General features: G+C 71.0%; 22 protein-coding genes. 8 read left to right on the plus strand and 14 right to left on the minus strand.

Annotated features, from left to right (window positions below; all coding sequences use genetic code 11):
* Positions 1–10: 10 nt before the first annotated feature.
* Complete coding sequence (purF, locus tag HMPREF2833_RS05705; RefSeq protein ID WP_019310022.1) at positions 11–1,558, plus strand: amidophosphoribosyltransferase; 1,548 nt, start codon at positions 11–13, stop codon at positions 1,556–1,558.
* Complete coding sequence (gene purM / locus HMPREF2833_RS05710; RefSeq protein ID WP_070636933.1) at positions 1,555–2,712, plus strand: phosphoribosylformylglycinamidine cyclo-ligase; 1,158 nt, start codon at positions 1,555–1,557, stop codon at positions 2,710–2,712. The genes purF and purM overlap by 4 nt, the downstream gene beginning before the upstream one ends.
* Before the next feature lie 93 nt (positions 2,713–2,805).
* On the opposite strand, the gene HMPREF2833_RS05715 is transcribed toward purM, so the two are convergent.
* Complete coding sequence (locus tag HMPREF2833_RS05715) at positions 2,806–3,006, minus strand: DUF3073 domain-containing protein (RefSeq protein WP_019310020.1); 201 nt, start codon at positions 3,004–3,006, stop codon at positions 2,806–2,808.
* A gap of 246 nt (positions 3,007–3,252) precedes the next feature.
* On the opposite strand from HMPREF2833_RS05715, the gene HMPREF2833_RS05720 reads away from it, so the two are divergent.
* Entirely contained in the window at positions 3,253–5,085 is a 1,833-nt protein-coding gene (locus HMPREF2833_RS05720) for a BCCT family transporter (RefSeq protein WP_070636934.1), read from the plus strand.
* Positions 5,086–5,275: 190 nt separating this feature from the next.
* Here HMPREF2833_RS05720 and clpB read toward each other — a convergent pair whose 3' ends face one another.
* From clpB to HMPREF2833_RS05740, 4 genes are all read right to left on the minus strand, one after another.
* The gene (clpB, locus tag HMPREF2833_RS05725) at positions 5,276–7,939 is read right to left on the minus strand and encodes an ATP-dependent chaperone ClpB (protein WP_070636935.1); all 2,664 of its coding nucleotides are present in this window, start codon (positions 7,937–7,939) and stop codon (positions 5,276–5,278) included.
* Positions 7,940–8,038: 99 nt separating this feature from the next.
* Positions 8,039–8,641 (minus strand): DNA-3-methyladenine glycosylase I, encoded by a 603-nt coding sequence (locus HMPREF2833_RS05730; RefSeq protein WP_070636936.1) that lies wholly within the window; start codon positions 8,639–8,641, stop codon positions 8,039–8,041.
* On the minus strand, positions 8,638–9,348 hold the full coding sequence (locus tag HMPREF2833_RS05735; protein WP_070636937.1) for a GNAT family N-acetyltransferase: 711 nt from the start codon (positions 9,346–9,348) through the stop codon (positions 8,638–8,640). The genes HMPREF2833_RS05730 and HMPREF2833_RS05735 overlap by 4 nt, the downstream gene beginning before the upstream one ends.
* On the minus strand, positions 9,345–10,037 hold the full coding sequence (locus tag HMPREF2833_RS05740; protein WP_070636938.1) for a hypothetical protein: 693 nt from the start codon (positions 10,035–10,037) through the stop codon (positions 9,345–9,347). The genes HMPREF2833_RS05735 and HMPREF2833_RS05740 overlap by 4 nt, the downstream gene beginning before the upstream one ends.
* Positions 10,038–10,089: 52 nt before the next feature.
* Here HMPREF2833_RS05740 and HMPREF2833_RS05745 point away from each other — a divergent pair, with 52 nt between their 5' ends.
* Positions 10,090–10,764 carry an HAD family hydrolase gene (locus tag HMPREF2833_RS05745; protein ID WP_070636939.1) on the plus strand — a complete coding sequence of 225 codons (675 nt, stop codon included), beginning with the start codon at positions 10,090–10,092 and terminating at the stop codon, positions 10,762–10,764.
* A 226-nt stretch (positions 10,765–10,990) separates the two neighbouring features.
* Positions 10,991–11,641: an HAD family hydrolase gene (locus HMPREF2833_RS05750; RefSeq protein WP_070636940.1), complete on the plus strand. Its 651-nt coding sequence runs from the start codon at positions 10,991–10,993 to the stop codon at positions 11,639–11,641.
* Positions 11,642–11,848: 207 nt separating this feature from the next.
* Here the strand turns inward: HMPREF2833_RS05750 and HMPREF2833_RS05755 are convergent, their stop codons facing one another.
* From HMPREF2833_RS05755 to HMPREF2833_RS05765, 3 genes are all read right to left on the minus strand, one after another.
* Positions 11,849–13,492 (minus strand): DEAD/DEAH box helicase, encoded by a 1,644-nt coding sequence (locus tag HMPREF2833_RS05755; protein WP_070636941.1) that lies wholly within the window; start codon positions 13,490–13,492, stop codon positions 11,849–11,851.
* Between the two features lie 186 nt (positions 13,493–13,678).
* Entirely contained in the window at positions 13,679–14,431 is a 753-nt protein-coding gene (locus HMPREF2833_RS05760) for an SDR family NAD(P)-dependent oxidoreductase (protein WP_070636942.1), read from the minus strand.
* 146 nt (positions 14,432–14,577) lie between these two features.
* Positions 14,578–15,351, minus strand: coding sequence for a type 1 glutamine amidotransferase domain-containing protein (locus HMPREF2833_RS05765; protein WP_083310939.1), 774 nt, complete (start codon positions 15,349–15,351; stop codon positions 14,578–14,580).
* A 205-nt stretch (positions 15,352–15,556) separates the two neighbouring features.
* On the opposite strand from HMPREF2833_RS05765, the gene HMPREF2833_RS05770 reads away from it, so the two are divergent.
* Positions 15,557–15,955, plus strand: a complete 399-nt coding sequence (locus HMPREF2833_RS05770) for a DoxX family membrane protein (protein ID WP_070636943.1) — start codon at positions 15,557–15,559, stop codon at positions 15,953–15,955.
* Between the two features lie 169 nt (positions 15,956–16,124).
* Positions 16,125–17,633 (plus strand): alanine/glycine:cation symporter family protein, encoded by a 1,509-nt coding sequence (locus HMPREF2833_RS05775; RefSeq protein WP_070636944.1) that lies wholly within the window; start codon positions 16,125–16,127, stop codon positions 17,631–17,633.
* A gap of 13 nt (positions 17,634–17,646) precedes the next feature.
* Here the strand turns inward: HMPREF2833_RS05775 and HMPREF2833_RS05780 are convergent, their stop codons facing one another.
* From HMPREF2833_RS05780 to HMPREF2833_RS05795, 4 genes are all read right to left on the minus strand, one after another.
* Positions 17,647–18,504 carry a D-hexose-6-phosphate mutarotase gene (locus HMPREF2833_RS05780; protein WP_070636945.1) on the minus strand — a complete coding sequence of 286 codons (858 nt, stop codon included), beginning with the start codon at positions 18,502–18,504 and terminating at the stop codon, positions 17,647–17,649.
* Between the two features lie 62 nt (positions 18,505–18,566).
* Positions 18,567–20,027: an amino acid permease gene (locus HMPREF2833_RS05785; RefSeq protein ID WP_070636946.1), complete on the minus strand. Its 1,461-nt coding sequence runs from the start codon at positions 20,025–20,027 to the stop codon at positions 18,567–18,569.
* Positions 20,028–20,246: 219 nt separating this feature from the next.
* Positions 20,247–21,713: an alanine/glycine:cation symporter family protein gene (locus HMPREF2833_RS05790; RefSeq protein WP_070636947.1), complete on the minus strand. Its 1,467-nt coding sequence runs from the start codon at positions 21,711–21,713 to the stop codon at positions 20,247–20,249.
* Positions 21,714–21,905: 192 nt separating this feature from the next.
* Positions 21,906–23,156 carry a multidrug effflux MFS transporter gene (locus HMPREF2833_RS05795; protein ID WP_083310940.1) on the minus strand — a complete coding sequence of 417 codons (1,251 nt, stop codon included), beginning with the start codon at positions 23,154–23,156 and terminating at the stop codon, positions 21,906–21,908.
* 100 nt (positions 23,157–23,256) lie between these two features.
* Here HMPREF2833_RS05795 and trmB point away from each other — a divergent pair, with 100 nt between their 5' ends.
* Positions 23,257–24,087 carry a tRNA (guanosine(46)-N7)-methyltransferase TrmB gene (gene trmB / locus HMPREF2833_RS05800; protein ID WP_070636948.1) on the plus strand — a complete coding sequence of 277 codons (831 nt, stop codon included), beginning with the start codon at positions 23,257–23,259 and terminating at the stop codon, positions 24,085–24,087.
* Between the two features lie 163 nt (positions 24,088–24,250).
* Here the strand turns inward: trmB and HMPREF2833_RS05805 are convergent, their stop codons facing one another.
* Both HMPREF2833_RS05805 and HMPREF2833_RS05810 read right to left on the minus strand, forming a co-directional pair.
* Positions 24,251–24,757, minus strand: a complete 507-nt coding sequence (locus tag HMPREF2833_RS05805; protein ID WP_047978749.1) for a heat shock protein transcriptional repressor HspR — start codon at positions 24,755–24,757, stop codon at positions 24,251–24,253.
* A 1-nt stretch (position 24,758) separates the two neighbouring features.
* Positions 24,759–25,784, minus strand: coding sequence for a DnaJ C-terminal domain-containing protein (locus HMPREF2833_RS05810; RefSeq protein ID WP_070636949.1), 1,026 nt, complete (start codon positions 25,782–25,784; stop codon positions 24,759–24,761).
* Between the last annotated feature and the right edge of the window lie 12 nt (positions 25,785–25,796).

Below are 25,796 nucleotides of genomic sequence, written 5' to 3' on the forward strand. Positions count from 1 at the left end.
ACTGTCTCTCGTGGTTCGAGCTGACGGAAAACTCTCCCATGACCTTCTTCCCGGTGAGAAAGGCCCCCAGGACGCGTGCGGCGTGTTCGGCGTGTGGGCTCCCGGCGAGGACGTCGCCAAGCTGACCTACTACGGTCTCTACGCGCTGCAGCACCGCGGGCAGGAGTCCGCGGGCATCGCCACCTCGGACGGCGAGCGGATCTCGGTCTACAAGGACATGGGGCTCGTGTCCCAGGTCTTCGACGAGACCACCCTCAACACCCTCAAGGGGCACCTGGCCGTGGGCCACGCCCGGTACTCCACCACGGGCGCCTCCCACTGGGCCAACGCGCAGCCCACCCTGGGGGCCACGCCGCACGGCACCCTGGCGCTCGCGCACAACGGCAACCTGACGAACTCCGCGGAGCTCTACGACCTGCTGCTGGACAAGTCCGGGTTCCCGTCCCGGGGCGAGATGGCGCGCGGCAACACCACGGACACCGCCCTGATCACGGCACTGCTGGCCGAGCACCCCCTCAACTCGCTCGAGGAAGCAGCCATGAAGCTGCTCCCCCAGCTCGTGGGATCGTTCTGCCTCACGTTCATGGACGAGACCACCCTCTACGCCGCCCGTGATCCGCTGGGTGTGCGCCCCCTCGTGCTGGGCCGTCTCGAACGCGGCTGGGTGGTGGCCTCCGAGACCGCCGCGCTGGACATCGTGGGCGCCTCACTGGTGCGCGAGGTCGAGCCCGGGGAGTTCATCGCGATCGACGAGAACGGACTGCGCTCGAGCCGTTTCGCGGAGCCCACGCCCGCCGGGTGCGTCTTCGAGTACGTGTACCTGGCGCGCCCGGACACCACCATCAACGGCCGCTCGGTGTACGAGTCCCGCGTGGAGATGGGGCGCCGACTCGCACAGGAGCACGCGGTGGACGCGGACCTCGTGATGCCCACTCCCGAGTCCGGCACCCCGGCCGCGATCGGCTACGCCGAGGCCGCCGGGATCCCCTTCGGCCACGGCCTGGTGAAGAACTCCTACGTGGGGCGGACGTTCATCGAGCCCTCGGACACCATCCGTCAGCTCGGCATCCGGCTCAAGCTCAACCCCCTGCGCTCGATCGTGGCCGGCAAACGCCTGGTGGTCGTGGACGACTCGATCGTGCGCGGCAACACCCAGCGTGCCCTGGTGCGGATGCTGCGGGAGGCCGGGGCCGCGGAGATCCACGTGCGGATCTCCTCCCCGCCCATCAAGTGGCCGTGCTTCTACGGCATCGACTTCGCCTCCCCGGCCGAGCTGATCGCCAACGGCCTCACCGTGGAGGACGTCCGCGCCTCCCTGGGCGCGGACTCCCTGGGCTACATCTCCGAGGACGCCATGATCGAGGCCACCGCGCAGTCCCGCGGCAACCTGTGCACGGCGTGCTTCTCCGGCGAGTACCCCACGGCGCTGCCCAAGGCGGACCGCCTGGGCAAGGCCGTCCTCGAGGCTCCCGGTGCCCACGCGGAGCCCTCCGCGGACCTCGTGGAGCCCCTCACCGACCGACCCGACGACGCCGCCACCCAGGAGACCCGCGCATGAGCCAGCAGCCCCACGAGCCCCAGTCCGTCACGTACGCGAGTGCCGGTGTGGACGTGGACGCCGGGGACCGCGCCGTCGAGCTCATGAAGGCCGCAGTGAAGGCCACCCACACGCCCGGCGTGGTGGGCGGCGTGGGCGGGTTCGCGGGTCTCTTCGACGTCTCGGAGCTCACCGCCTACCGCAAGCCGTACCTGGCCACGTCCACGGACGGGGTGGGCACCAAGGTGGCAATCGCCCAGTCCCTGGACGTCCACGACACCATCGGGTGGGACCTCGTGGGCATGGTCGTGGACGACATCGTGGTGGTGGGCGCCAAGCCCCTGTTCATGACCGACTACATCGCCACCGGCAAGGTGGTCCCCGAGCGCATCGCCGGCATCGTGCGGGGCATCGCCGCCGCCTGCGAGGCCGCCGGCACCGCACTGGTGGGCGGGGAGACCGCGGAGCACCCCGGCCTTCTCGGAGTGGACGAGTACGACGTCGCCGGCGCCGCCACCGGCGTGGTCGAGGCCGACGAGCTGCTCGGCCCGCAGCGCGTGAAGGACGGGGACGTCATCATCGGCATGGCCTCCTCCGGCCTGCACTCCAACGGCTACTCCCTGGTGCGCCGGGTCATCAACGTGGCCGGCTGGCAGCTGGACCGGCAGGTCAGCGAGCTGGGCCGCACCCTGGGCGAGGAGCTGCTGGAGCCCACCCGCGTCTACGCCGCCGACGTCCTGGACCTCGCCCGAACCTTCCCCGTCAACGGGGAGGACGGCGCCACGGGCCATGGCGTGCGCGGCTTCTCCCACGTGACCGGCGGGGGCCTGGCGGCCAACCTCGCCCGCGTGCTCCCCGCGGACCTGCAGGCCACCGTGGACCGTTCCACGTGGTCCCTGCCGCCGGTCTTCCGCCTGGTGGCGGAGCTGGGCAACGTGCCGCAGCCGGACCTGGAGCGCACTCTGAACCTCGGGGTGGGCATGGTCGCGATCGTGGACCCGGCAGTGGCCGACGCCGCCGTGACCCACCTCAACGAGCGCGGTCTCCCCTCGTGGGTCATGGGCCGTGTGGGCCCCGTGGACCCGGACGCCGCCCGGCACGGCACCGACTGGGTGCAGGGCGCCAAGGGCGTGGCCGGTGGCGGCGTGCTGATGACCGGCGACTACGCCGACTGACCGACGGTACGCAACGAACCGCCCACACGGCGGTGTGGGCGGTTCGTTGCTGTGCTGAAGTCGAGCGGCGCGCTCACCGCGCCGGACGCCGGGTCAGTCGTAGTCGGAGTACTTCTCCACGTAGGTCGAGTAGTCGTCCTCGTCCTCGGGTCGTTCCTCGTGGTCCACGGCTCGGGAGGACGGTGTCGTGCCTCGCAGCTCGCGCTGCAGGGCCGAGTAGTCGGTCTGCGGGCTGAAGTACTTGATCTCCCGCGCCTGTCGTGTCGCCTTCGCCTTTTGACGGCCGCGCCCCATGGCGTGACCCCCTCTGCGTCTCGTGTCCGGTGGGCGGTGCCGTGTTGAGCACACAGAACGGCCCCGGAGTGTCTTGTCAGTTTTTCGTGAGTCCAGGGTACATGTTTTGAACGCTTCTCGCGTACCGGCCACCTGTGCGTTCACCCCCGGCCGATCCGGGGCTGCGGGGGTGCGGAGCCGGGCCGGTACAGTGGAACGGCCCGGGCGCCCCGACCCGCGCGCCGCCGCCCCAGAACGCAGGTTCCCATGAGCTCCTTCCCCCGCCAGGACCCGCCCGCCGGCAGCCGCTACCCGCACGACACCCATCCCGGTCTGGTGCCCGGGGTGTCCGTGGAGGAGCAGCGGGTGCGCTACCGCACCGACCGCATCACCTTCGGCGTGGCCGGTGCGCTGATCATCGGCTTCGTGGTGTGGGGGGCGGTCTCCACCGAGTCCCTGACCACCGTGTCCAAGGGTGCGCTGGACGCCGTGGTCACCTACGGCGGGTGGATCTTCACCCTGCTGGCCGCGGTGGTGCTGCTGTTCCTGCTCTACGTGGGCTTCTCGCGCTACGGCAGGATCCCCCTGGGCAAGGACGACGAAGCGCCCGCGTACTCCATGGGCTCCTGGATCGCGATGCTCTTCGCCGCGGGCATGGGTGTGGGGCTCATCTTCTTCGGCGTGTACGAGCCCGTGTCCTACTACATGAGCCCGCCCCCGGGCCGCGCCGAGCCCGAGAGCTACCACGCGATGCACTCGGCGATGGCCCAGACGATCTTCCACTGGGGGCTGCAGGCCTGGGCCATCTACGCGCTCGTGGGCGCCGCGGTGGGCTACGCCGCCTACCGGCGCGGACGGCCCCTGCTGATGTCCGCGATCTTCGGGCAGCGGGCCCACCTGAGCGTGGGCGGGCGGCTCATCGACATGTTCGCGATCGTGGGGATCCTCTTCGCCACCTCCGCCTCCCTGGGGCTGGGCACGCTGCAGATCGGAAGGGGGCTGCAGATCGTCACCGGCATCGGGGAGGTGGGCAACGGTGTGCTGATCGGGATCATCGCGGTGCTCACGTGCGTGTTCCTGGTCTCCGCCGTCTCGGGGGTGGCCAAGGGCATCCGCCGGCTGTCCAACATCAACATGGTGCTGGCCGCCGCGCTGGCGTTCTTCCTGTTCGTGGCCGGACCCACCGTGTTCCTGCTGGACTTCATCCCCTCCGTGGTGGGCACATACTTCGGGGAGATGTTCCAGATGCTCTCCCTCTCCGCGTCATGGGGCCCGGAGGCCGAGCAGTTCATGCGCTCCTGGACCCTGTTCTACTGGGCGTGGTGGGTGTCCTGGGCCCCTTTCGTGGGGGTGTTCGTGGCCCGGATCTCCCGAGGCCGCACCCTGCGCCAGTACGTGAGCGTGGTGCTGCTGGCTCCCACCGTGATCTGCGTGCTGGCCTTCTCGATCTTCGGCGGCACGGCCATCTGGCTGCAGCGCTCCGGCACGGACATCGCCGGAGCGGCCTCTCCCGAGGACATGCTGTTCCGGGTGCTCGACGCCCTGCCCCTCTCGCAGCTCACCCCGGTGGCCGTGATGGTGCTGCTGGCCATCTTCTTCGTCACCTCCGCAGACTCCGCGACCCTGGTGATGGCGTCCATGTCCCAGCAGGGCAAGCCGGTCCCGGACCGCAGGATCGTGGTGTTCTGGGGCCTCGCACTCGCGGGCGTCTCCGCCGTGATGCTCGCGGTGGGCGGTGCCGATGCCGTGCAGGGCCTCCAGGACCTCGTGACCGTGGCGGCCCTGCCGTTCGCACTCATCCTGCTGGCCCTGATCCCGGCGTTCCTGCGGGACCTCTCCACCGACCCCATGAGCCTGCGCCACCGCTACGCTCGCACCGCACTGGAGAACGCCGTGCGCCAGGGCATGGGCGAGCACGGCGACGACTTCGCCCTGCAGGTGCGCCACGAGCCCGGGCCCGCGGCGGCGGGCCACGACGTGGACTCCACCGGCGAGCGGATGAGCTCGTGGTACCGGCGCACGGACGAGGACGGCCGCCCCGTGGCCTACGACTACGCCCGGGACAGCTACGTGGAGCCGGACCCGCCCGAGCACCGCTGAGGCACGACGCCGCCCTCCCACCGCGTGTGCCCGCCGCCCCGCGGCACGCGGTCCCCGCCCGGCGCCCCGCCCGGCAGGGAACCGGACCGCACGACGAAGCGCCGGATCGGATGTGCAGGAATCCGATCCGGCGCTTCTGTCTCGGGTGCACGAGGACACGGGCTCCCCGCGCCCCCGGCTCACGCGGAGGTCACTCGTCCACGATCTCCGCGTCCACGATGTCGTCGTCCCCCATGTCCCGGGAGGCCGCGGAGCCGCCCCGTTCGGTCGTGACCGTGAGGCCGTCCTCGGCGACGTCCGGGTCCACGTCCACCACCACGGTGTCGCCGTCCAGGATGGCCCCGGACAGCAGGCCCTTGGCCAGGCGGTCGCCGATCTCGCGCTGCACGAGCCGACGCAGCGGGCGGGCACCGTAGGCGGGGTCGTAGCCGGTCATGCCCAGCCACTCGCTCGCCGCGGGTGTGACCACCAGGGCCAGGCGGCGCTGCGCGAGACGCGTGGCCAGCTGGGCCACCTGGATGTCCACGATCTTCGCGAGGTCCTCGGTGCTCAGCGGCTCGAACATGATGATGTCGTCCAGCCGGTTGAGGAACTCCGGCTTGAAGGACGCGTTCACCACGCCCATCACGGCGTCGTTCTTGGCCTTGTCCTCCAGGGTGGGGTCCACCAGGAACTGGCTGCCCATGTTGGACGTGAGGATCAGGATCACGTTGCGGAAGTCCACGGTGCGGCCCTGGCCGTCGGTCAGGCGGCCGTCGTCCAGCACCTGCAGCAGGATGTCGAAGACCTCGGGGTGGGCCTTCTCCACCTCGTCCAGCAGCACCACGGAGTAGGGGCGGCGCCGCACGGCCTCGGTGAGCTGACCACCCTCGTCGTAGCCCACGTACCCGGGAGGGGCACCGACCAGCCGGGAGACGGAGTGCTTCTCCGAGTACTCGGACATGTCGATGCGGATCAGGGCGCGCTCGTCGTCGAACTGGAACTCCGCCAGGGACTTGGCCAGCTCGGTCTTGCCCACGCCCGTGGGGCCCAGGAACATGAACGAGCCGATGGGACGGTCCGGGTCGGAGATGCCTGCCCGGGAGCGGCGCACCGCGTCCGCCACGGCGGTCACGGCCTGGCGCTGCCCGATCAGCCGCTTGCCCAGGACGTCCTCCATGTGCAGCAGCTTCTCGGACTCGCCCTGCAGCATCTTGCCCGCGGGGATGCCCGTCCAGGCCGAGATGACCTCGGCGATGTCGTCCGCGGTGACCTCCTCGGACACCATGGTGTCCTCGCTCAGTCCGCTCGCGTCCTCCTGGGCCTGGGCGGCGTCGAGCTCCTTCTGGGCGGCGGGAATCTCGCCGTAGAGCAGGCGGGAGGCCTCGCCGAGGTCGCCGTTGCGCTGGGCGCGCTCGGCCTGCGAGCGCAGGTCGTCGATCCGGGCCTTCAGTTCGCCCACCTGGTTCAGACCGGCCTTCTCCGACTCCCACCGGGCGTTCAGCGCGTCCAGCTCGGCCTGCTTGTCCGCCTTGTCCTGGCGCAGGGCGGCCAGGCGCTCCACGGAGGCGGGGTCGCTCTCGCCGTCCAGCGCGAGCTCCTCCATGGTGAGGCGGTCCACGGCGCGGCGCAGCTCGTCGATCTCCTCCGGGGCGGAGTCGATCTCCATGCGCAGCCGGGACGCGGCCTCGTCGATCAGGTCGATGGCCTTGTCCGGCAGCTGGCGGCTGGGGATGTACCGGGTGGACAGCTGGGCCGCGGCCACCAGGGCGGAGTCCGCGATCTGCACCTTGTGGTGCGCCTCGTAGCGCTCCTTGAGCCCGCGCAGGATGGCCACGGTGTCCTCCACCGAGGGCTCCCCCACGTAGACCTGCTGGAAGCGGCGTTCCAGGGCGGCGTCCTTCTCGATGTTCTCGCGGTACTCGTCCAGCGTGGTGGCACCGATCAGGCGCAGCTCACCGCGGGCCAGCATGGGCTTGAGCATGTTGCCGGCGTCCATGGAGCCCTCGGACGCACCCGCACCGACCACGGTGTGGATCTCGTCGATGAACGTGACGATCTGCCCCTCGGACTTCTTGATCTCGTCCAGGACGGCCTTGAGCCGCTCCTCGAACTCACCGCGGTACTTGGCACCCGCCACCATGGACCCGAGGTCCAGGGAGATCAGGGTCTTCCCGCGCAGGGACTCGGGGACGTCCCCGGCCACCATGCGCTGGGCGAGGCCCTCGACCACGGCGGTCTTGCCCACACCGGGCTCACCGATCAGCACGGGGTTGTTCTTGGTGCGCCGGGAGAGCACCTGGACCACGCGGCGGATCTCCGAGTCGCGCCCGATCACCGGGTCCAGCTTGCCGTCCCGGGCGATCGCGGTGAGGTCCGTGCCGTACTTCTCGAGCGACTGGAAGGTGCCCTCGGGGTCCGGGCTGGTCACCCGGCGGTCTCCGCGCACCTGCGGAATGGCCTCCGCGAGCGCCTCGGCCGTGACGCCGGCACTGGAGAGTGCCTCTGCGGTCTTGTCGTGGCCCGCCGCGAGTCCGTACAGGATGTGCTCCGTGGAGACGTACTCGTCCTGCAGCTCGCGCGCGTAGTTCTCCGCGGACTGCAGCGCCTGCAGGGCACCGCGGCCCAGCTGCGGCTGGGCGGTGGAGGCCCCGGAGGCACTCGGCAGTGCCTTGATGAGCGAGCTGGCCTTGAGGGACACGGAGTCCGCGTTGGCTCCCGTGGCCTGCAGGACGGCGACGGCCACACCGTCACGCTGGTCCATCAGGGCCTTGAGCAGGTGGGCGGGTTCGATGGTGGGGTTGCCCGCCGTGGCGGCGTTCGTGGCCGCGGCGTTCAGGGCCTCTTGAGACTTGGTGGTGAACTTGGTGTCCACGGCATCTCCTTTGCTTGACTAAAGGTTTGTCACTTGCCTTGAGTCTACTCCGCTCAACCTCAGAAGGGAAGAGTTTTCCACAGGTTGTTCTGCGGTCGGCTATCCCGTCCACACCCCGGAGGACCCCCTGCGGTGGCTGCCCAGCAGGTGCGTGTCCACCATGCCGATCGCCTCCATGAGTGCGTGCACGGTGGTGGGCCCCACGAACGCGAACCCCCGCCGCTTCAGCTCCTTGGACAGCGCGGTGCTCTCCTCCGAGGTGGTGGGCACCTCCGCGAAGCGCGTCGGCTCGGGCGTGCGCCCTGGCTGGTACGACCACACGAGCGCCACGAGCCCCTCGTGCTCCCGCAGCGCCACGGTCGCCCGGGCGTTGGTCACGGCCGCGCGGATCTTGCGCTCGTTGCGGATGATCCGGGCGTCCCCCGTGAGCCGCGCCACGTCCGCTTCGGTCATCGCGGCCACGGCGTCCGGGTCGAAGCCGTGGAACACCTCGCGGAACGCGGGGCGTTTGGCGAGCACTGTGCGCCACGAAAGCCCGGCCTGGAACCCCTCCAGCACGACCCGCTCGTACAGCCCGGCCTCGTCCCGCACCGGCATGCCCCACTCGGTGTCGTAGTACTCGCGCAGCAGCGGGTCGGTCGCGGCCCACACCGGCCGGGCCAGACCGTCCTCGTCGGTCACCAGGTCCGGGTTCCCGGTCACGACCTGCCCCAGCTGTCCCGCGACCCGTCGACGACGCCGCCCAGCCCGTCGCTCCCGCACCGACGTCCCGCGTCCCGGCCCGGGGGTTCTGCATCCGCGGCCGTGCACCCCGCGGGCCCGTGGTCTCCGGGAGCCCCGGGGCCCGACGACGTGCGGCCCGTTGCAGGGGCGTTGGCGTCGGCCGGGGCAGTGATCTCGAAGAGCGCGCACTCGGCGTCGTAGTAGGCGCGGCTGAGTCCGAGCGACCGCATGCCCAGCCGCCGACAGACCGCCTGTGAAGCCTGGTTGCCGGGGTGGGTCACGGCGACCACGCGTGTGACTCCCGCGGAGAAGGCGTGATCCAGCACGCCCCGCGCTGCCTCGGTGGCGTACCCGTGGCCCCACGCCCGGGGGTGGAGGTGCCACCCGATCTCGATGTCGCGGGCGGTGTCCGCACCCGAGTCCGGAATGGGCTTGAGCAGCAGGGTCCCCAGGGGCTCGCCCTCGTGGGTGCTCACGAGCCACACGCCGTGCACGGGGTGGCTGCCGTGCAGCTCGTTCCAGCGCTCGATCTTCTCCCGTGCCGCGGCAAGGGTCCGCACCCGCTGGGTGCCGTCTCCGAGCCACCGCTGCACCTCCGCACGGGAGTAGAGGTCCAGGACGAAAGGGGCGTCCGCGGCGTCGTAGCCCCGCAGGGTCAGCCGCTCGGTGCGCAGGGCGACGGTCACGGCTGCTCGCCCGACGACGCCGCCCGGTCCGCCCGCGCCTCGTCCCCGGTCCCGCTCGCGGGACCCCGCGGCGTCGTGCCCGCGCGGGAAGCGGCAGCGGCCCCGGAATCATGTGGCGTGGCAGGGCCCGGGACGTCCTGCTCCTGGTCGCGCTCGAGCCGGTCCAGGCGCTCGTCCTCCGTGAGCGGCTCACCCCGCAGCCTGCGCGCCGTGACCCGCAGGTCCGTGACCGCCAGCAGCACCAGGGCCACCGCCATGGCCACCGAGAGCACGCCGAGGATGTTCACGAATCCGTAGCCCAGTTCGAGGTACTCGTCCCCGGCCACATGGGTGAACACGGAGCGCATGCCCTCCGGCGTGGAGTCCGGGAGGAAGAAGCCGAAGCCCCACGTGATGACCCACGAGGCCACGGCCGTGGCGATCGTCCGCCCGGTGACCGCGTGGGAGGGGTAGTTCAGGTTGTCCCGGCGGAACAGGGCGGCCGCGACCACGTGCAGCACCAGGAGGGGAAGGGCGAGCGCCACCGCGTACACCGGGGTGAGGGCACCCAGCAGCCCCACGATCCCCCGGCCGAAGCCCACCCAGAGCGCCAGCAGCACGGCCATGACCACCATGACCACGGGGAAGCCGCGTGAGAACGCGGACCCCGGCCTGGACGGGACGGCGGACGGGTGATCCGGGGAGCTCATGGACCCATCGTAGGATGGCGGGGATGTCGGCACCGGGACGTAGCGTGGAGGCATGACCACCACAGACTTCCCTCGCGCAGTGCTCTTCGACCACGACGGAACCCTGGTGGACACCGAGCCCCTGTGGGAGCTGGGCAAGCAGCGCCTCGTGGCGGCCCACGGCGGTGAGTGGACGGACCAGGACACGCAGGACACCCTGGGCCGACCGCTGGCCGCCACGGTGCAGCGCCTCGCCGAGCTCGGGGTGCCCGGCACCCCCGAGCAGGTCTTCCGGGAGTTCTTCGGCGTCCTGGAGGAGGTGCTGGAGCAGAACCCGCCCACGTTCATCCCCGGCATCCGGCCGCTGCTGGAGCAGCTGGACCGCGCGGGCATCCCCGCGGCGATCGTCACGAACGCCACCTCCGAGGTGGCCCGCTACACCGCGGGACTCGCACCGGACAACCTGTTCCGGGTGATCATCGGGGACGAGGAGGTGGCGCAGGGCGTGAAGGCCAAGCCGGATCCGGATGCCTACCTCGAGGCCGCCCGGCGTCTCGGTGTGGACGCCGAGGACTGCGTGGTGCTCGAGGACTCCCCCTCGGGAGCCGCCGCGGGAGTGGCCGCCGGCATCACCACGGTGGTGGTGCCCGGCGTCCAGCAGGTTCCGGAGGGGCCGGGCGTGGTGCACGTCCGCGAGCACGCAGACGTGACCCTTGAGTTCCTGCGCTCTCTGCGCCCTCGCCCCTGACGCCTCGGGCCCCGCGCACCATGGCCCGGGGTCCCGCCTCTCATGGCCTGGGTACCCGCGCCCCGCCGCCACTAGACTGGCCCCGTTCCAGCACGCCGGACCGCACCGGCACAGTGCGGCTCCGCCCGGCCGAGCTGAGCCCCCGCGGGCACCGCACGACCCGCGGGCCGCACCCACTGCACTGCCGCAGAACCCCGTTCCCGCGGCACCGCACCGAAAGGCACCCATGACGTACCCCCTGGCCGTTCTCTTCGACCACGACGGCACCCTGGTGGACACCGAGCCCCAGTGGGCCCGGGCCAAGCGGGCCGTGGCCGAGCACTACGGCCAGAGCTGGAGCGTGGCGGACGACCACGCCACACTCGGCGGCACCGTCCAGGACGCCGCGCGCACGTTCGTGGACCGGGGCGCCCCCGACTCCGTCGAGGAGATCACCGAGCGGCTCGCCCAGCACGTGCTCGAGAGCATGGGTGACGAGATCCCCTTCCTGCCCGGCGTCCGCGCCCTGCTGGACGAGCTGCGGGACGCGGGGATCCCCGCCGCGATCGTCACCAACGCGCTCACCGTGATCGCCCGCCACACCGCCGAGGGCGCCCCGGAGGTGCTCACCCGGATCGTCTCCCACGACGACGTCACCCGTGCGAAGCCGGACCCCGAGCCGTACCTGCGCGGCGCGGAGCTGCTCGGGGTGGAGCCGCGCACCTGCGTGGCCGTGGAGGACTCGGAACCGGGCGTCCGCGCCGCGGTGGCCGCGGGCATGACCGTGGTGGTGGTCCCGGGCGACAAGCCCGTCCCGGACGGCCCGCACCGGGTGTTCGTGGACTCCCACGAGGACGTCACGCTCGAGTTCCTGCGCTCGCTCACGCCTCCGGCCTGACCCGCACGCGCCCGACCGGCGCCAGAGCTCACTGGGCGCACGTGCGCCCTGCGCCGCCAGGGCGACGACGGCGCGGGACGCCACACACGCCCCCGTCACGTCAGGGAGACAACCGTGCGTTCCGCCCCGGAAGCACGGACCCCGGCAGCAGAGAACCCCCGCCTCGATGACGTCGAGCCGGGGGTTCTGCTGTGGTGCACCGGGGTGTCAGCGCGCCGACTGCCCCGAACGGTTGTTCGCACGACGCCGCTGCGCCGCCGCCATCGCGCGGTCCGGCACCTGACCCGCCGACTGGCCACGCTGGGCGGAGCCGCCGCGGGAGGAACGGGAGGATGCCGTGCGCCCGGAACCGGACCCGGCGGCGTCGCCGGAACCGCGACGCGGGGACGAGGACCGGCCGCCGCCGTTGCGCGCGGGAGCGCCGCCGCGGGCGGAGTCGGTGCGACCGCCGCCCGAGCGTCCACCGCTGCGGCCGGATCCCTGACCCGCGCCCTGCTCGGAGCGCTGGGCGGAGCCCTGGCCGGATCGCTGGGCACTGCCGCGTCCACCACCGGAGCGGCCACCGCCCTGACGGGACCCGCCGGAGCGGCCACCCGAGCGCCCGGTGGAGCGGCCGCCCGAACGGTTGCCGCCGCCGTTCTGCTGAGTGGGAGCCGGTGCGTAGGCCACGAGCTCGGCCCGCTCGCCCACGAGCTCCCTGACGATCTCGGAGTCCGGTGCCACCTCGTCCACGCGGGGCGTGACGCCGGCCTTCTTCATGAGCTTGTTGACGTCCGAGCGCTCCTCGGTGGTGGCGATCGTGATCACGGCACCGGAGGCACCGGCGCGCGCGGTGCGCCCGGAGCGGTGGAGGTAGGACTTGTGCTCGGCGGGCGGGTCGATGTGGACCACGAGCTCGACGTCGTCCACGTGCACGCCGCGGGCGGCGACGTCCGTGGCCACGAGCACGCGCACGTCACCGTCGGAGAACGCCCCGAGGTTGCGGTCGCGGGCGCCCTGCGAGAGGTTGCCCTGCAGGTCAACGGCGGGGATGCCGGCCTGGCTGAGCTTCTTGGCCATCTTCTTGGCGCGGTACTTGGTGCGCGTGAACATCATGCGCCGGCCCGTGCCGGAGGCGAGCGCCTCGATGAGGGCCTGCTTGTCGTCCGCATGGGTCACCAGCACCTGGTGCTCCATGGTGGTCACCGCGGCCTGGGCGTTGTCCGCCGAGTGCAGCACCGGGTCCTTGAGGAACTTCTTGACCAGCACGTCCACACCGTTGTCCAGCGTGGCGGAGAACAGCAGCCGCTGCGAGCCCTGCGGGGTCTTGGAGAGGATGCGGGTGACCACGGGCAGGAAGCCCATGTCGGCCATGTGGTCGGCCTCGTCCAGCACGGTGACGCGGACGTCGTCGAGCGTGAGCAGGCCCTGCTTGATGAGGTCCTCGAGACGCCCGGGGCAGGCCACCACGATGTCCACGCCGTTGGCGAGCGCCTTCTCCTGGTGCTTCTGGGAGACGCCGCCGAAGATCACGGTGGTGTTCAGGCCCGCGGCCTTGGCCAGCGGAGCCACGGTGCGGTCGATCTGGGTGGCGAGCTCCCGCGTGGGGGCCAGCACCAGACCGGTGGGGCGGTTCGCACGGCGGGACACCCGGCTGGAGCCGGGGGCGAGACCCGCGAGGCGGGAGACCAGCGGCAGCGCGAACGCCACCGTCTTGCCGGAGCCCGTGCGGCCGCGGCCGAGCACGTCCCGCCCGGCCAGGGAATCGGGGAGGGTCTTCTCTTGGATGGGGAAAGCTTCCGTGATGCCCACGCGGGCGAGATCAGAGGAAAGCGCCTCGGGCACACCGAGGTCTTCGAAAGAATGAGACAAGGAACGTCTTTCAGGGTTGGTCCGCGCAAAACGATTTCACGCGCACGCGCCACACGGGGCGCGGTCTGCGCGCCTAGGACCGGCGCGCCTTCTACCCCGCGCTGTGCACGGGGGAACTGCTCGAGTCTACACCCCACGCGGTGCCCGCACGTGCGAGCCGCCTCACACCCGCCACAGCGGCGCGACTCACACCGCGGTGTACCCGCCGTCCACCAGGTAGTAGGAGCCGGTGATGAAGGAGGCCGCGTCCGAGAGCAGGAACACCGTCAGCTGCGCCACCTCCTCGGGCGTGCCCAGCCGGCCCATGGGGTGCTTGGCGATCAGCTCCGCGAGCACCTGCGGCGGGAGGTTCTGCAGCAGCGGGGTGTCGATGTACGCCGGCCCCACCGCGTTCACGCGGATCCCGCGCTGCGCGTAGTCCACGCCGGTCTGCCTGGTGAGCCCCACGAGCCCGTGCTTGGCGGTGGTGTAGGCGCTGTTGCCCACGGTGGTGGCCACCGTGGAGTGGATGGAGCCCACGTTCACGATCGCCCCGCCCCCGTGCTGCTCGATCACCGGCAGCTGGGCGTGCATCCCGTAGGCCACACCGTGCAGGTCGATCGCCACCGTGCGCTCCCACGCCTCGAGGTCGGTCTCCCCGAGCGCCTCGGTCTGTCCGCCCACACCGGCGTTGTTCACGGCGTAGTGCAGCCCACCGTAGGTCTGCACCGCGAAGTCCACGGCCGCGGCGGCGTCGTCCCTGCTGGAGACGTCCTGCCGGATCCCGGCGGCGTCCCCGCCCGCGGCCATGATGGCCTGCACCACGTCGTCGATCCCCGTGGAGTCCACGTCCGTGACCACCACCTTGGCGCCCTGCCGGGCCAGGTGCATGGCGATTGCCGCCCCGATCCCGGAGGCCGCTCCGGTGACCAGCGCTGTGCGTGAGGTGAACTCTGACATGGGGACTCCTGGGCGTCGATCTCCGTGCGGATGCCCCCAGTCTCACCCGGGGCGGGCACCCCCGGCCAGGGGGTTCACGAATGAGTCAGGGCCGGGGCGACGCCGCGGCGTCACCCCGGCCCCGCTGCGGACCGTGCCCGGGACGCTCAGTCCTCGTCGTCGGCCTTCTCGGCGTCGTGCTCGGCGCGCAGCTCCTGAGCGGCCTGCTCCTCCTCGGCCTTCTGCTCGCGCACCACCTCGGTGAGCAGCTTGGTCATCTCCTTGGCCACACCGGCCGCGGACTGGGGGTTCTGCCCGGTGACGAGGCGCTCGTCCACCTGGACGTTCTCCTCCCAGTTCTCCGCCACCTTGACGGTGGCGCCCTGCTCCTCGAGCTTGTCCTGCAGCAGGTAGGGCACCGTGTCCTTCTTGCCCACTTCCTCCTCCTCGGCGGTGGTGAACGCGGCCACCTTCCGCCCGGAGAGCAGGTTCACGCCGTTGGAGAGCTCCACGTCCACCAGCCCGGACGGGCCGTGGCACACGGCGCCCACCACTCCGCCGGAGTCGTAGACGGCGGCCACGAGCTTCTGCAGCCCCTCGTTGCCGGTGAAGTCCCACATGGTGCCGTGCCCGCCCACCAGGTACACGGCGTCGTACTGGGAGGGGTCCACCACGGAGACCTTGGGGGTGTTGTAGAGGGAGGCCTTGGCGGTCTCGTCCTGCGTGAACTCCACCTGGACGGGATCGTCCTCCTGCACGGCGTCCCGCGGGGGCTGACCGCCCGCGATGGAGGCAAAGTCCACGAAGTAGCCCGCGTCCCGGAACACCTTCCACGGGTGGGCCGCCTCCGCCACGTTGTAGCCGGTGGCCTCGCCCGTCTCGCCCAGGGTGTCCTGGCTGGTCAGGACCAGGAGGATCTTCTTCATGGTGGTGATGTCCACGGGTTCTCCTTTCGTGAGCGCGCGGTGCGCGCAGCGTGGCACCACCCTAGACAGCGCCGCGCGGACCCGCGCCGGCCGTTCGCTGTGGGCATGGAGCCTGCCCCGACCCCCGGAAAGTCCCCGCTGTTAGCATGTTCAGCGATCCCCGGTGGAGGTGCTCACACCCCCGCGAGACCCCCGCCGCTCCACGACGAAAGGCTCGATCATGCGCATCTCCAACGTCATCCTGCGCGGCGTCCCCGGCGCCTACCTGCTCCAGTCCGGCTACGGCAAGCTCAGCATGGACGCCCAGTCCGCCGAGGGCCTCCAGCAGTTCGCCGCCACGGGCGTGCCGCAGTTCGCGGAGTGGGACCCCAAGACCTTCGCCACGTTCGTCGCGGGCTCGGAGCTCGCCATCGGCGGTGCGCTGCTCACCCCGTTCGTGTCCAAGCGTCTGGCCGGCGCGGGGCTGCTCGCGTTCAGCGCCGGGCTGCTGTCCATGTACTTCCGCAACCCGCAGATGACCCAGGAGGACGGCATCCGCCCCTCCGAGGCCGGCATCTCCCTCTCCAAGGACGTCTTCCTCTCCGCCATCGGCGCCGCGCTGGTGATGCAGAAGAAGTAGTCCCACCCCGTTCCACCACGACGCCGCCCGAGGGCCTTCGCGCAGAAGGCCACCGGGCGGCGTCGTCGTTTCCCGTGGGCCACGCGGGCGCGTCTGCCGCGGAACGGAAGGCGACTGCTAAGTTGGTCACCACTTCGACCCGCGTCTCACGGAAAGCTCCGTACCCCCCATGGAATCCCTGCAAAGCAGCTTGGACACCGTTCGTGACCTGATCTGGGGGCCGTGGTTGCTCCTGCCCCTGCTCTTCGGCACGGGCGTCTTCATGACCATCCGTCTGCGCGGCATCCAGCTCCGCCTGTTCACCAAGGCCATGAGCCTGGGGTTCGGGCGCCGCTCCCGCGCGAGCGGCGAGAAGGGGGACATCTCCTCGTTCGCGGCCATGTCCACCGCGCTGGCCGCGACCGTGGGCACCGGCAACATCGTGGGTGTTGCCGCCGCCATCTCGATCGGCGGGCCCGGCGCGCTCTTCTGGATGTGGATCACCGCGCTGTTCGGCATGGCCTCCAAGTACGCGGAGTGCTTCCTGGGCGTGCGCTTCCGCACCCGTGACACCGCGGGCCAGCTCACGGGCGGCCCGCAGGTCTACCTGGCGCGCGGCATCCCCAACAAGTTCGGCCGGTTGCTGTCCGTGATGTTCGCGGTGTGCTGCGTGGTGGCCACGTTCGGGATCGGCAACATGACCCAGGGCAACGCGATCGCCTCCAACCTGGAGCACTCGTTCAGCGTCCCGCCCGTGGCCACCGCGGTCGTCCTGGGCGTGGGCACCGGCCTGGCACTGGTGGGCGGCATCAAGTCGATCGCCAAGGTCACCACGTTCATGGTGCCGCTCATGATCGTGCTGTACATCGGCTTCGGGCTCTACATCATCGCCGTGAACTACCAGGGCATCCCCGAGGCCGTGGGGCTGATCCTCTCCGGCGCGTTCACCCCCATGGGGGCGGCCGGGGGCTTCGTGGGGTCCACGGTGCTCGTGGCCATCCAGATGGGTGCGGCCCGGTCCCTGTTCTCCAACGAGTCCGGGATGGGCACGGCCTCGATCGCTGCGTCCATCGCGCAGACCAGCCACCCCGTGCGCCAGGGCCTGGTGTCCATGACGCAGACGTTCGTGGACACCCTGGTGGTCATCTCCATCACGGGCTTCGTGATCCTGACCACCGGGATGTGGACCGAGGGGGATCCCGCGACCATGACCTCCCGCGCGTTCGCCACCGGGCTGCCCGGCGAGTGGGGCGGCACGATCGTGACGATCTGCCTGGTGCTGCTCGGCTACTCCACGGTGCTCGGCTGGGCCTACTACGGAGAGCGCAACGTGGAGCGGCTCGCGGGCGCCCGCGCGGCCATCGTGTACCGGGTGATCTTCTCGGTCGCGGCCGGCCTGGGTGCCCTGGCACCCCTGGCGCTCGTGTGGACGTTCTCGGACATCATGAACGGGCTCATGGCCATCCCCAACCTGATCGGACTGGTGCTGCTGTCCGGGCTGGTGGTGCGGGAGACCAAGCTGTACCTGGACCACGACCCGAAGTTCAACGCCACCACGGAGCAGATCAACGAGTTCATGGGCACCCACCCCGGGGCGCTGGACGCGCAGCTGCACCACACGGTGGACCTCAGCTCCCCGAACCCGGCGCTGTCCGAGACCGGTTCCGCGCCGGGCCCCGCGGCCACCACGGGCCGCTGAGCCGCGGCGTCGCCTACTGCTCGGCGGGGAGCTCCCGCACCTCGACCACCTGGGCGATGGTGTGGGTCTCCCCCGCCGCCAGGCGCACCGGGGAACCCATGACGTTGCCGGCCTCGACGCACAGCATGGTCTTCCACTCGTCGTCCGCGAAGTCGCTCATGCCCACGGCCTTGTCCGCCCACGGGTTCCACACCACGGTGCTGTCCGAGCCCTCCTTGCCGATCACGAGCTCACGGCCGAGCGCGGGATCCGCCACGCGCACCTCGCCGCGGTGGGCGAACACGGCGTCGGTCTCCCCCGTGAGACGCAGCTCGCCCTGCTGGACGCGCTGCTCCTTGGCCACCTTGTCGTAGAAGGAGGCGCCCTCCAGCCCGGACACCGTGATCCGCTCGGAGTCCCCCACGTGCAGGTAGGTGTGCAGGGCCTCCTCGACCTCGAAGGTCTCCGAGCCGGTGTTGGTCACGGTGAGCTCCAGGCGGAGCGTGCGCCCTGCGGTCATCCGGAAGCGCGCGGAGAAGTCGTGGGGGAACACCTCGCGCAGCTCCGGTGCGACGTCCTCGGAGGTGAGGGCGAACTCGGCGAACGGGTCGCCCTGCTCGTCCTCGCCCTGCTCCGCGAGCGTCCACTCCGTGATGCGCGCGAAGCCGTGGGCGGGCTCCATGTCCCCGGTGCGGCCGGGGCCGAACCACGGGAAACACAGGGGCACGCCGCCTCGGATGGCGCGGCCCGTCTCGTTGTACGCGCGGGAGGACACCCACAGCACGGGCTCGTGCCCCTCCGGGGCCCAGGACAGTGCGTGGGCTCCGTAGCTCAACACCGCTCCGTGGCCGTTGCGTCCGGACAGGGTCAGGGGTTCGGGCAGTCGTGTCATGCCTCCACCTAAGCACGCTCCCCGGTCGTTGCCGAGGAGCACCACGGCAGGTTACCGCCGGGTTACGAGTCGCTGGGCGCCGCCGTCTCCGGCTCCGACACCTCCCGCTTGAACCACTCGAAGGCCTGCTGGTGGGACTCCGTGCGGCGCACGAAGAACCAGGAGACCCACAGCACCGCGAGCCACACGGGCACCGCGACGAGCCCGGCGGCCGTCTCGCTGTCCGTGCTCAGCGCCCACACCACGAAGGCGAAGAACGCCATCACCACGAAGCACATGGGCACGCCGCCCGGCATCTTGTACTCGGAGGCGGCGTGGCGCTGCGGGAACTTCCGGCGGAAGCTGATGTAGGAGATCAGGATCATGGTCCACACGAAGATGAACAGGGTGGATGCCACGGACGTGATCAGCGTAAACGCCTCGATGATCGAGTCCCCGGCGTAGAGCACCGGGATGGTCAGCAGCAGCACCAGGGCCGTGAGGAACAGGGCGCGCACGGGCACGCCCACCTTGTTCAGCCCCCGGAAGAACCGCGGCGCGCTGCCCTCGGCGGAGAGCCCGAACAGCATGCGGGACGTGGAGAACACCCCGGAGTTGGAGGAGGACATCGCGGAGGTCAGCACCACGAAGTTCACCACGGAGGCCGCGGCTCCGAGCCCGGCCAGGGAGAACATGGCCACGAAGGGCGACTGCTCCGGGTCGATCGAACGCCACGGGGTGACCACCAGGATGGCCAGCAGGGAGCCCACGTAGAAGATCAGGATGCGCAGGGGAACCGAGTTGATGGCCCGGGGCAGCGTGGTGCGGGGATCACGGGCCTCGGCGGCCGTGGTGCCCACCAGCTCCACGCCCACGAAGGCGAAGACCGCGATCTGGAACCCCGCGACCACGCCCATGGCCCCGTTCGGGAACCACCCGCCGTCGTTCCACAGGTTGGACACCTGTGCCACGTGCCCGTCCGGGGACGTGAAGTGCGTGAGGGCCATGACGGCCCCCACCACGATCAGCGCCAGGATGGCCACGATCTTGATGAGCGCGAACCAGAACTCCATCTCCCCGAAGCTCTTCACGCTCATGGCGTTGAGCAGGAACACGATGACCAGCACCGCCACCGTGGGCAGCCACAGCGGCACGGTGGGCCACCAGAACTGCACGTACCCGGTGATGGCCACGAGCTCAGCGATCGCGGTGACGATCCAGCAGAACCAGTAGGACCAGCCCACGAAGAACCCTGCCCAGGGGCCGATCAGGTCCGCCGCGAAGTCCGCGAACGTCTTGTAGTGCAGGTTGGACAGCAGCAGCTCACCCATGGCCCGCATCACGAAGAAGAGGAAGAAGCCGATGGCCATGTAGACGAACACCACGGCGGGGCCCGCCAGGGAGACCGTGCGGCCCGAGCCCATGAACAGCCCGGTGCCAATGGCACCGCCGATCGCGATCAGCTGGATGTGGCGGTTGCTCAGACCTCGGGCGGGTCCGGAGTGGGAGTGGGGCGGCGACACCGCGGTGGAGCTGTTGGTCATGGCTCACGAGGGTACACGGGCATTCCTGGACGTCGTGGCCTGGGGCACACCGCGCCGCGGTGCCTGCCACAGGGTGTGGAAGCGCGCCGTGGGAACGGCAAGGGCCCCGTGCCACCCGGGGACTCCGGGGGCACGGGGCCCTGGTGCCGGGCGGGGTCACCGTGCGGAGCCCCCCCGTTCCGGGGAGGCTTCCGGCGGCGCCACGCCGAGGCGCTGCCGTCAGCGCGCGCGGGCCGAGCTCGCGGTCCCCGGCAGCACGTAGCTGTCGATCGCGCCCGGGTGGCCGTCCATGAAGCCGTCGATCTGCAGCTTGGAGGCGCGCAGCTGCGGGTCGTTGCGCAGGTAGTGCCTGGTCTCGCGGGCCACCAGACCGGAGAGGATCACCAGACCGATCAGGTTGGGGATGGCCATGAGCCCGTTCATCAGGTCCGCGAAGGACCACACGATGGCCAGGGGCACGCTGCAGCCCACGAACACCACGGCGGAGAAGAACACGCGGTAGGGCATCACCGAGCCGCGCCCGAAGAGCCGCTCCATGCACCGCTCGCCGTAGTAGGCCCAGCCCAGGATGGTGGAGTACGCGAACAGAACGAGCCCGAGGGTCACGATCAGGTGCCCCCACGCCCCGGGGAGGCCGTGGCTGAAGGCGTCGCCGGTCATGGTGGCCGCGAAATCCTCGCCCTGCTCCCACACCCCGGTGGTCACGATCACGAGGCCCGTGCAGGTCACCACCACGATGGTGTCGATGAACGTCTGGGTCATGGAGACCAGGCCCTGGCGCACCGGGTGGGTGGTCTGCGCCGCTGCGGCCGCGATGGCCGCGGAGCCCATGCCGGACTCATTGGAGAAGATGCCGCGTGCCACGCCCATCTGCACCACCACCATGATGGCCGAGCCGGTGAACCCGCCCACGGCCGCGTGGCCGGTGAAGGCGGAGGTGAAGATGGTGGCGAACGCGGCGGGCACGGCCTCGATGTTGACCACCAGGATGAACAGCGCGCCCAGCACGTAGAAGAGGATCATCACGGGCACCAGCGCGGAGGTCACCTTGCCGATGGACTTGATGCCGCCCACGAGCACGAGCAGGGTCATGACCGCGAGCACGAGGCCCGTGATCCACACGGGCACGCCGAAGGACGACTCCACGTTCGCGGAGATCGAGTTGCCCTGGGTCATGTTGCCGATCCCGAAGGACGCGAGCACGGCGGCAATCGCGAAGAACAGGGAGAGGAACTTGCCGAAGCCGTTGGGAATGCCGCGGAACAGGTAGTACTGCGGGCCGCCGGAGATCTCCCCCTTGGCGTCCCGGGCGCGGAAGCGCACGCCGAGGAACGCCTCCGAGTACTTGGACGCCATGCCCAGCACACCGGTGACCCACATCCAGAACAGGGCGCCGGGGCCGCCGATCGAGATGGCCGTGGCCACACCCACGATGTTGCCGGTGCCCACGGTGGCCGCGAGCGCGGTGGTCAGGGCCTGGAACTGAGAGACGTCACCGCCGGGGGCGTCCTTGTCCTTGCGCTCGAACAGTGCGAGCCGCAGGGCGGGGATCAGCTTGGTGACCTGCAGCCCCGCCAGCCGGGCGGTCAGCAGGATGCCCGTCCCGAGCAGCAGCGGCATCAGGACGAACGGTCCCCACACGACGCCGTCGATCGTGTCGAGGATGGTCTGGAGCGAATCGAGCATGGAGGTGTCCCTCGTTCGAGCGGGAGGCGCGGAGCCACGGATCAACTGTGAAGCACGTCACTGCTGGGCACAGTGAACCACATCGCACGCCTGTCCCAGCGCCCATTCGGCTTCGTTGCGACGGTGTTGGGTCACGGGTGTCACGGGACGGGCACGACGACGCCGCGCGGCCGGCCCCCGGCCGCGCAGCAGCTACCGCCGGGCCGCGAGCACCAGACCCAGCGAGACCACGGCGCACACCGCCATGCACACGAGCATGGGGACGGCGGTGAACTCTCCCCCGAGCCCCGTGAGCGGCGTGACCGCTCCCGCCATCGCGAACTGTGCCGTGCCCACCACGGCGGCACCCGTGCCGGAGAGCCCCCGAGACTGCGCCCGGCGCTGCGCCAGGGCCACGGAGTTGCCCAGCACGAAGCCCATGCAGGACTGCGCGAGGAAGATCAGCACGAGGGTTGCGGTGCCCACCACGCCCAGCAGGGCGAGCACGAGGTTGAGCGTGGAGAACACCGCGAGCCCGCAGACTCCGGCGAGCAGCAGGGGCTGCGGCGCACGGGATCCTACGAGCCGTGTGTTGAGGATTCCCGTGGCGATCGACCCGCACGCGTTCACCGCGAAGACCACGGAGTAGCCCAGCGCGCTGAACCCCAGCACGTTCTGGACCACGAACGAGGACGCGGAGATGTAGGAGAACAGCGCCCCGAACGCGAAGGCGAACCCCAGGGCGTGGAGGGTGAACCGCCGGTCCCCCACCACCCGCACGGCATTGCGCAGGATCCGCCCCACCCCGCCCGCGGCGCGCGCGTGACGCGGCAGCGTCTCAGGGATCACGAACACCGAGCACGTGAGCATGACCGCCCCGAAGACCGCGAGCACCGCGAAGGCGGTGCGCCAGTCCGCCACGGTGGCGATCACCCCTCCCGCGAGCGGGGCCACCACGGGCGCCAGGGAGGTGATGAGCGAGAGCACGGAGTACATCTGCGCGGCCCGGTGTCCGCGGGCGACGTCCGAGACCACCGCGCGGGCGATCACCACACCGGCCGCCCCGGAGATCCCCTGCAGCAGCCGCAGCGCGAGCACCACCCCGATTCCCGGCGCCAGGATGATCCCCACCGACGACAGCAGGAACACCAGGTTGCCGGCCACCATCAGCCGGTGGCGCCCCACCACGTCCGAGAGCGGCCCGAGCAGGAACTGCCCGGCCGCCATGCCCACCATGTAGGCGGTCAGACTCAGCTGGACCAGGCTCACGGGCGTGCCGAACCACTGCGCCATCTCCGGCATGGACGCGAGGTACATGTCCGTGGCCATGGGGCTCACCGCCGAGAGCACGCCCAGCGAGCCCACGAGCGCGATCCGGTCCCAGCGCGGCGGCAGCCCCAGCCGGCTGCGGACGGCCCCGGGCCCGCCGGGCGCGGAGGCGTGCGGCTCGTGGTCCTGGGGCATGCGGTTCTCCTGCGCGGCGCGGGTGGCGGGTGCCCCTCCATCGTAGGGTCCGCCCGCCACGCCGTGACCTCCCGTGACGGCCCGCCTAGGATGTCCCTCGATGGAATCCAGCGACCAGACACCCCAGGCTCTCCCGAACGACGCCACCCCGCCGGCCTCCCCCGCCGACGCTCCCGAGGGCACCGCCACGCCCGCGGCCTTCCACCGCCAGCCGTACTCCTTCGTGCGCCGCGGCGACCGGCTCTCCCCCAAGCGCCAGAAGGCGTGGGACGAGCACGCCGGTGAGTGGGTCCTGGACATCCCCCGCGTCATGACCGACACCTCCGTGGATCCCTCGTACCGGCTCGACCACGAGGCGGTCTTCGGACGGACGGCCCCGCTCGTGGTGGAGATCGGCTCGGGACTGGGTGAGGCGATCGTCGCGCACGCCGCCGCGCACCCGGAGCTGGACCACCTGGCCGTGGAGGTGTACAAGCCCGGCGTGGCGGACCTGCTCATGAAGGCCGCCCAGGCGGGGGTGACCAACGTGCGTGTGGCGCAGGCCAACGCCCCCGAGGTCCTGGAGCACATGCTCGAACCGGCATCGGTCCGCGAGCTGTGGGTGTTCTTCCCGGACCCGTGGCACAAGACCCGCCACCACAAGCGCCGCCTGGTCTCCCCCGGTTTCGCGGAGCTCGCCGCGCGCGTGCTCGAACCGGGCGGACTGTGGCGGCTGGCCACGGACTGGCAGGAGTACGCCGTGGTCATGCGCGAGGTCCTGGACGCCGCAGACGCCGAGTTCGAGAACGTCCACCCCGGCCCGGCCGCGGACGACGAGCACCCCGACACCGGATGGGCACCGCGCTGGGACGGCCGGATACTCACGAGCTTCGAGCGCAAGGCCACCGAGGCCGGGCGCGTCCCCCGGGACCTGACCTACCGGCGTCGCTGACCCGGCGGCGAGAAGAGTGCCGACCGGGGCTGTTCGGCCGCTGAGACCACGGATGTGACCCCGTACCCCTCCGCCCCGGGATGCCACGGAGTGGGCAGATGCGCAGGAACCCCGCACCAGCTCGTGGTGCGGGGTTCCATCGTGCCGAGGCACCTCGCTCCGCTCAGGACGCGCTGCGGCTGCGCTTCGTCCCGCGTGCTGACGGGGCACCGGCGGCGCCGGTGTCGCGGCCACCGTGCTCCGGCTTGGCCGGGCGGTACAGCATCAGCGCCTGGGACACCTTGCGCGCGGGCCGGCGGGTGCCGCGGGCGATCCGCACCACGTCCCCCTCGGAGCCCGCGGTGAAGATCATGTCCCGCTCGCGCCGTGCCTCGCGCTCCCGGTCGAGCTCCTCGCTCAGCTCGGTGACCCGGGACTGCAGCGCCTGCACCTGGTTCTCCAGCTGCATGATGCGCTTGATCCCCTCCAGGGACACCCCCTCCTGCGAGAGCTCCTGGATCTGGCGCAGCTTCTGCACGTCCATCTGGGAGTAGCGCCGCGCCCTGCCGGAGGCGCGGGACGGTGTCACGAGGCCCATGCGGTCGTACTGCCGCAGCGTCTGCGGGTGCATGTCCGCGAGCTCGGCGGCCACCGAGATCACGAACACGGGCTGGGTGAAGTCCAGAGCCATCTCAGACCGCCGCCTCCTCGCTCAGGGACGCACGGGGGTCGAAGCCCTCCGTGGCCCGGGCGAACTCGCGCAGGGCGTCCTGCGCGGCGTCGTCGAGATCCGCGGGAAGCTGGACCTGGACGGTGACGATCATGTTGCCCGTGGTGGACCCGGACGTGAATCCCTTGCCCTTCACGCGCATGCGGTGCCCGGAGGACGTGCCCGCCGGGACCTTGAGGTTCACGTGGCCCTCGTCCAGGGTGGGCACCTGAACGGTGGCACCCAGACCGGCCTCGGAGACGGTGACCGGGACGGTGACGTGCACGTCCTGGCCCTCGCGGGTGAAGAACGGGTGCTCCTTGACCTTCACGGTCACCAGGAGGTCGCCGCTGCCGCCCGGACCCGAGTGGCCCTTGCCCGCGATCTTCAGCCGCTGGCCGTCCTTCACGCCCTGCGGGATGCGCACCGTGGTGGTCTGGCCGTTGCCCCGGCGCAGCTTGACCGTGGTGCCGCGGTAGGCCGAGCGCAGCGGGATGGTGGTGGTCGTGTGGATGTCCTCGCCCTTGCGGGGCGGTGCCTGGTACCCGCCGTAGCCGCCCTGGCCGCCGAATCCCCCGCCGGTGCCGAACCGCGGGTCCCCGCCCTGCGCGCCGCCGAACTGCGCGAAGAGGTCCTCGAAGCCGCCACCGCCGCTCGAGGTGGTGTAGCGACGTCGCCCGCCGCCACCGCCGTTGAACAGGTCCCCGAAGATGTCCTCGAAACCGGCACCCCCGGCGCCGCCCGCGGGCCCACCGGCCGTGAAGCGTGCACCCGACCCCATGGCGCGGATGGCGTCGTACTGCTCACGCTCCTCGGGGTCGGACAGCACCGCGTTGGCCTCGGTGATGTCCTTGAACTTCTTCTCCGCGGCCGCGTCCCCCGGGTTCTGGTCCGGGTGGTACGTGCGGGCCAGCTTGCGGTACGCCTTCTTGACGTCCTCCTGTGATGCGTCCTTGGAGACGCCCAGCACGCTGTAGAAATCCTTGTCGATCCAGTCCTGACTGGCCATGACGCCTCCTTC

Origin of the sequence: Kocuria sp. HMSC066H03 (genome assembly GCF_001812045.1) — a bacterium.
GTDB classification, from domain to species: Bacteria; Actinomycetota; Actinomycetes; order Actinomycetales; family Micrococcaceae; genus Kocuria; species Kocuria rhizophila.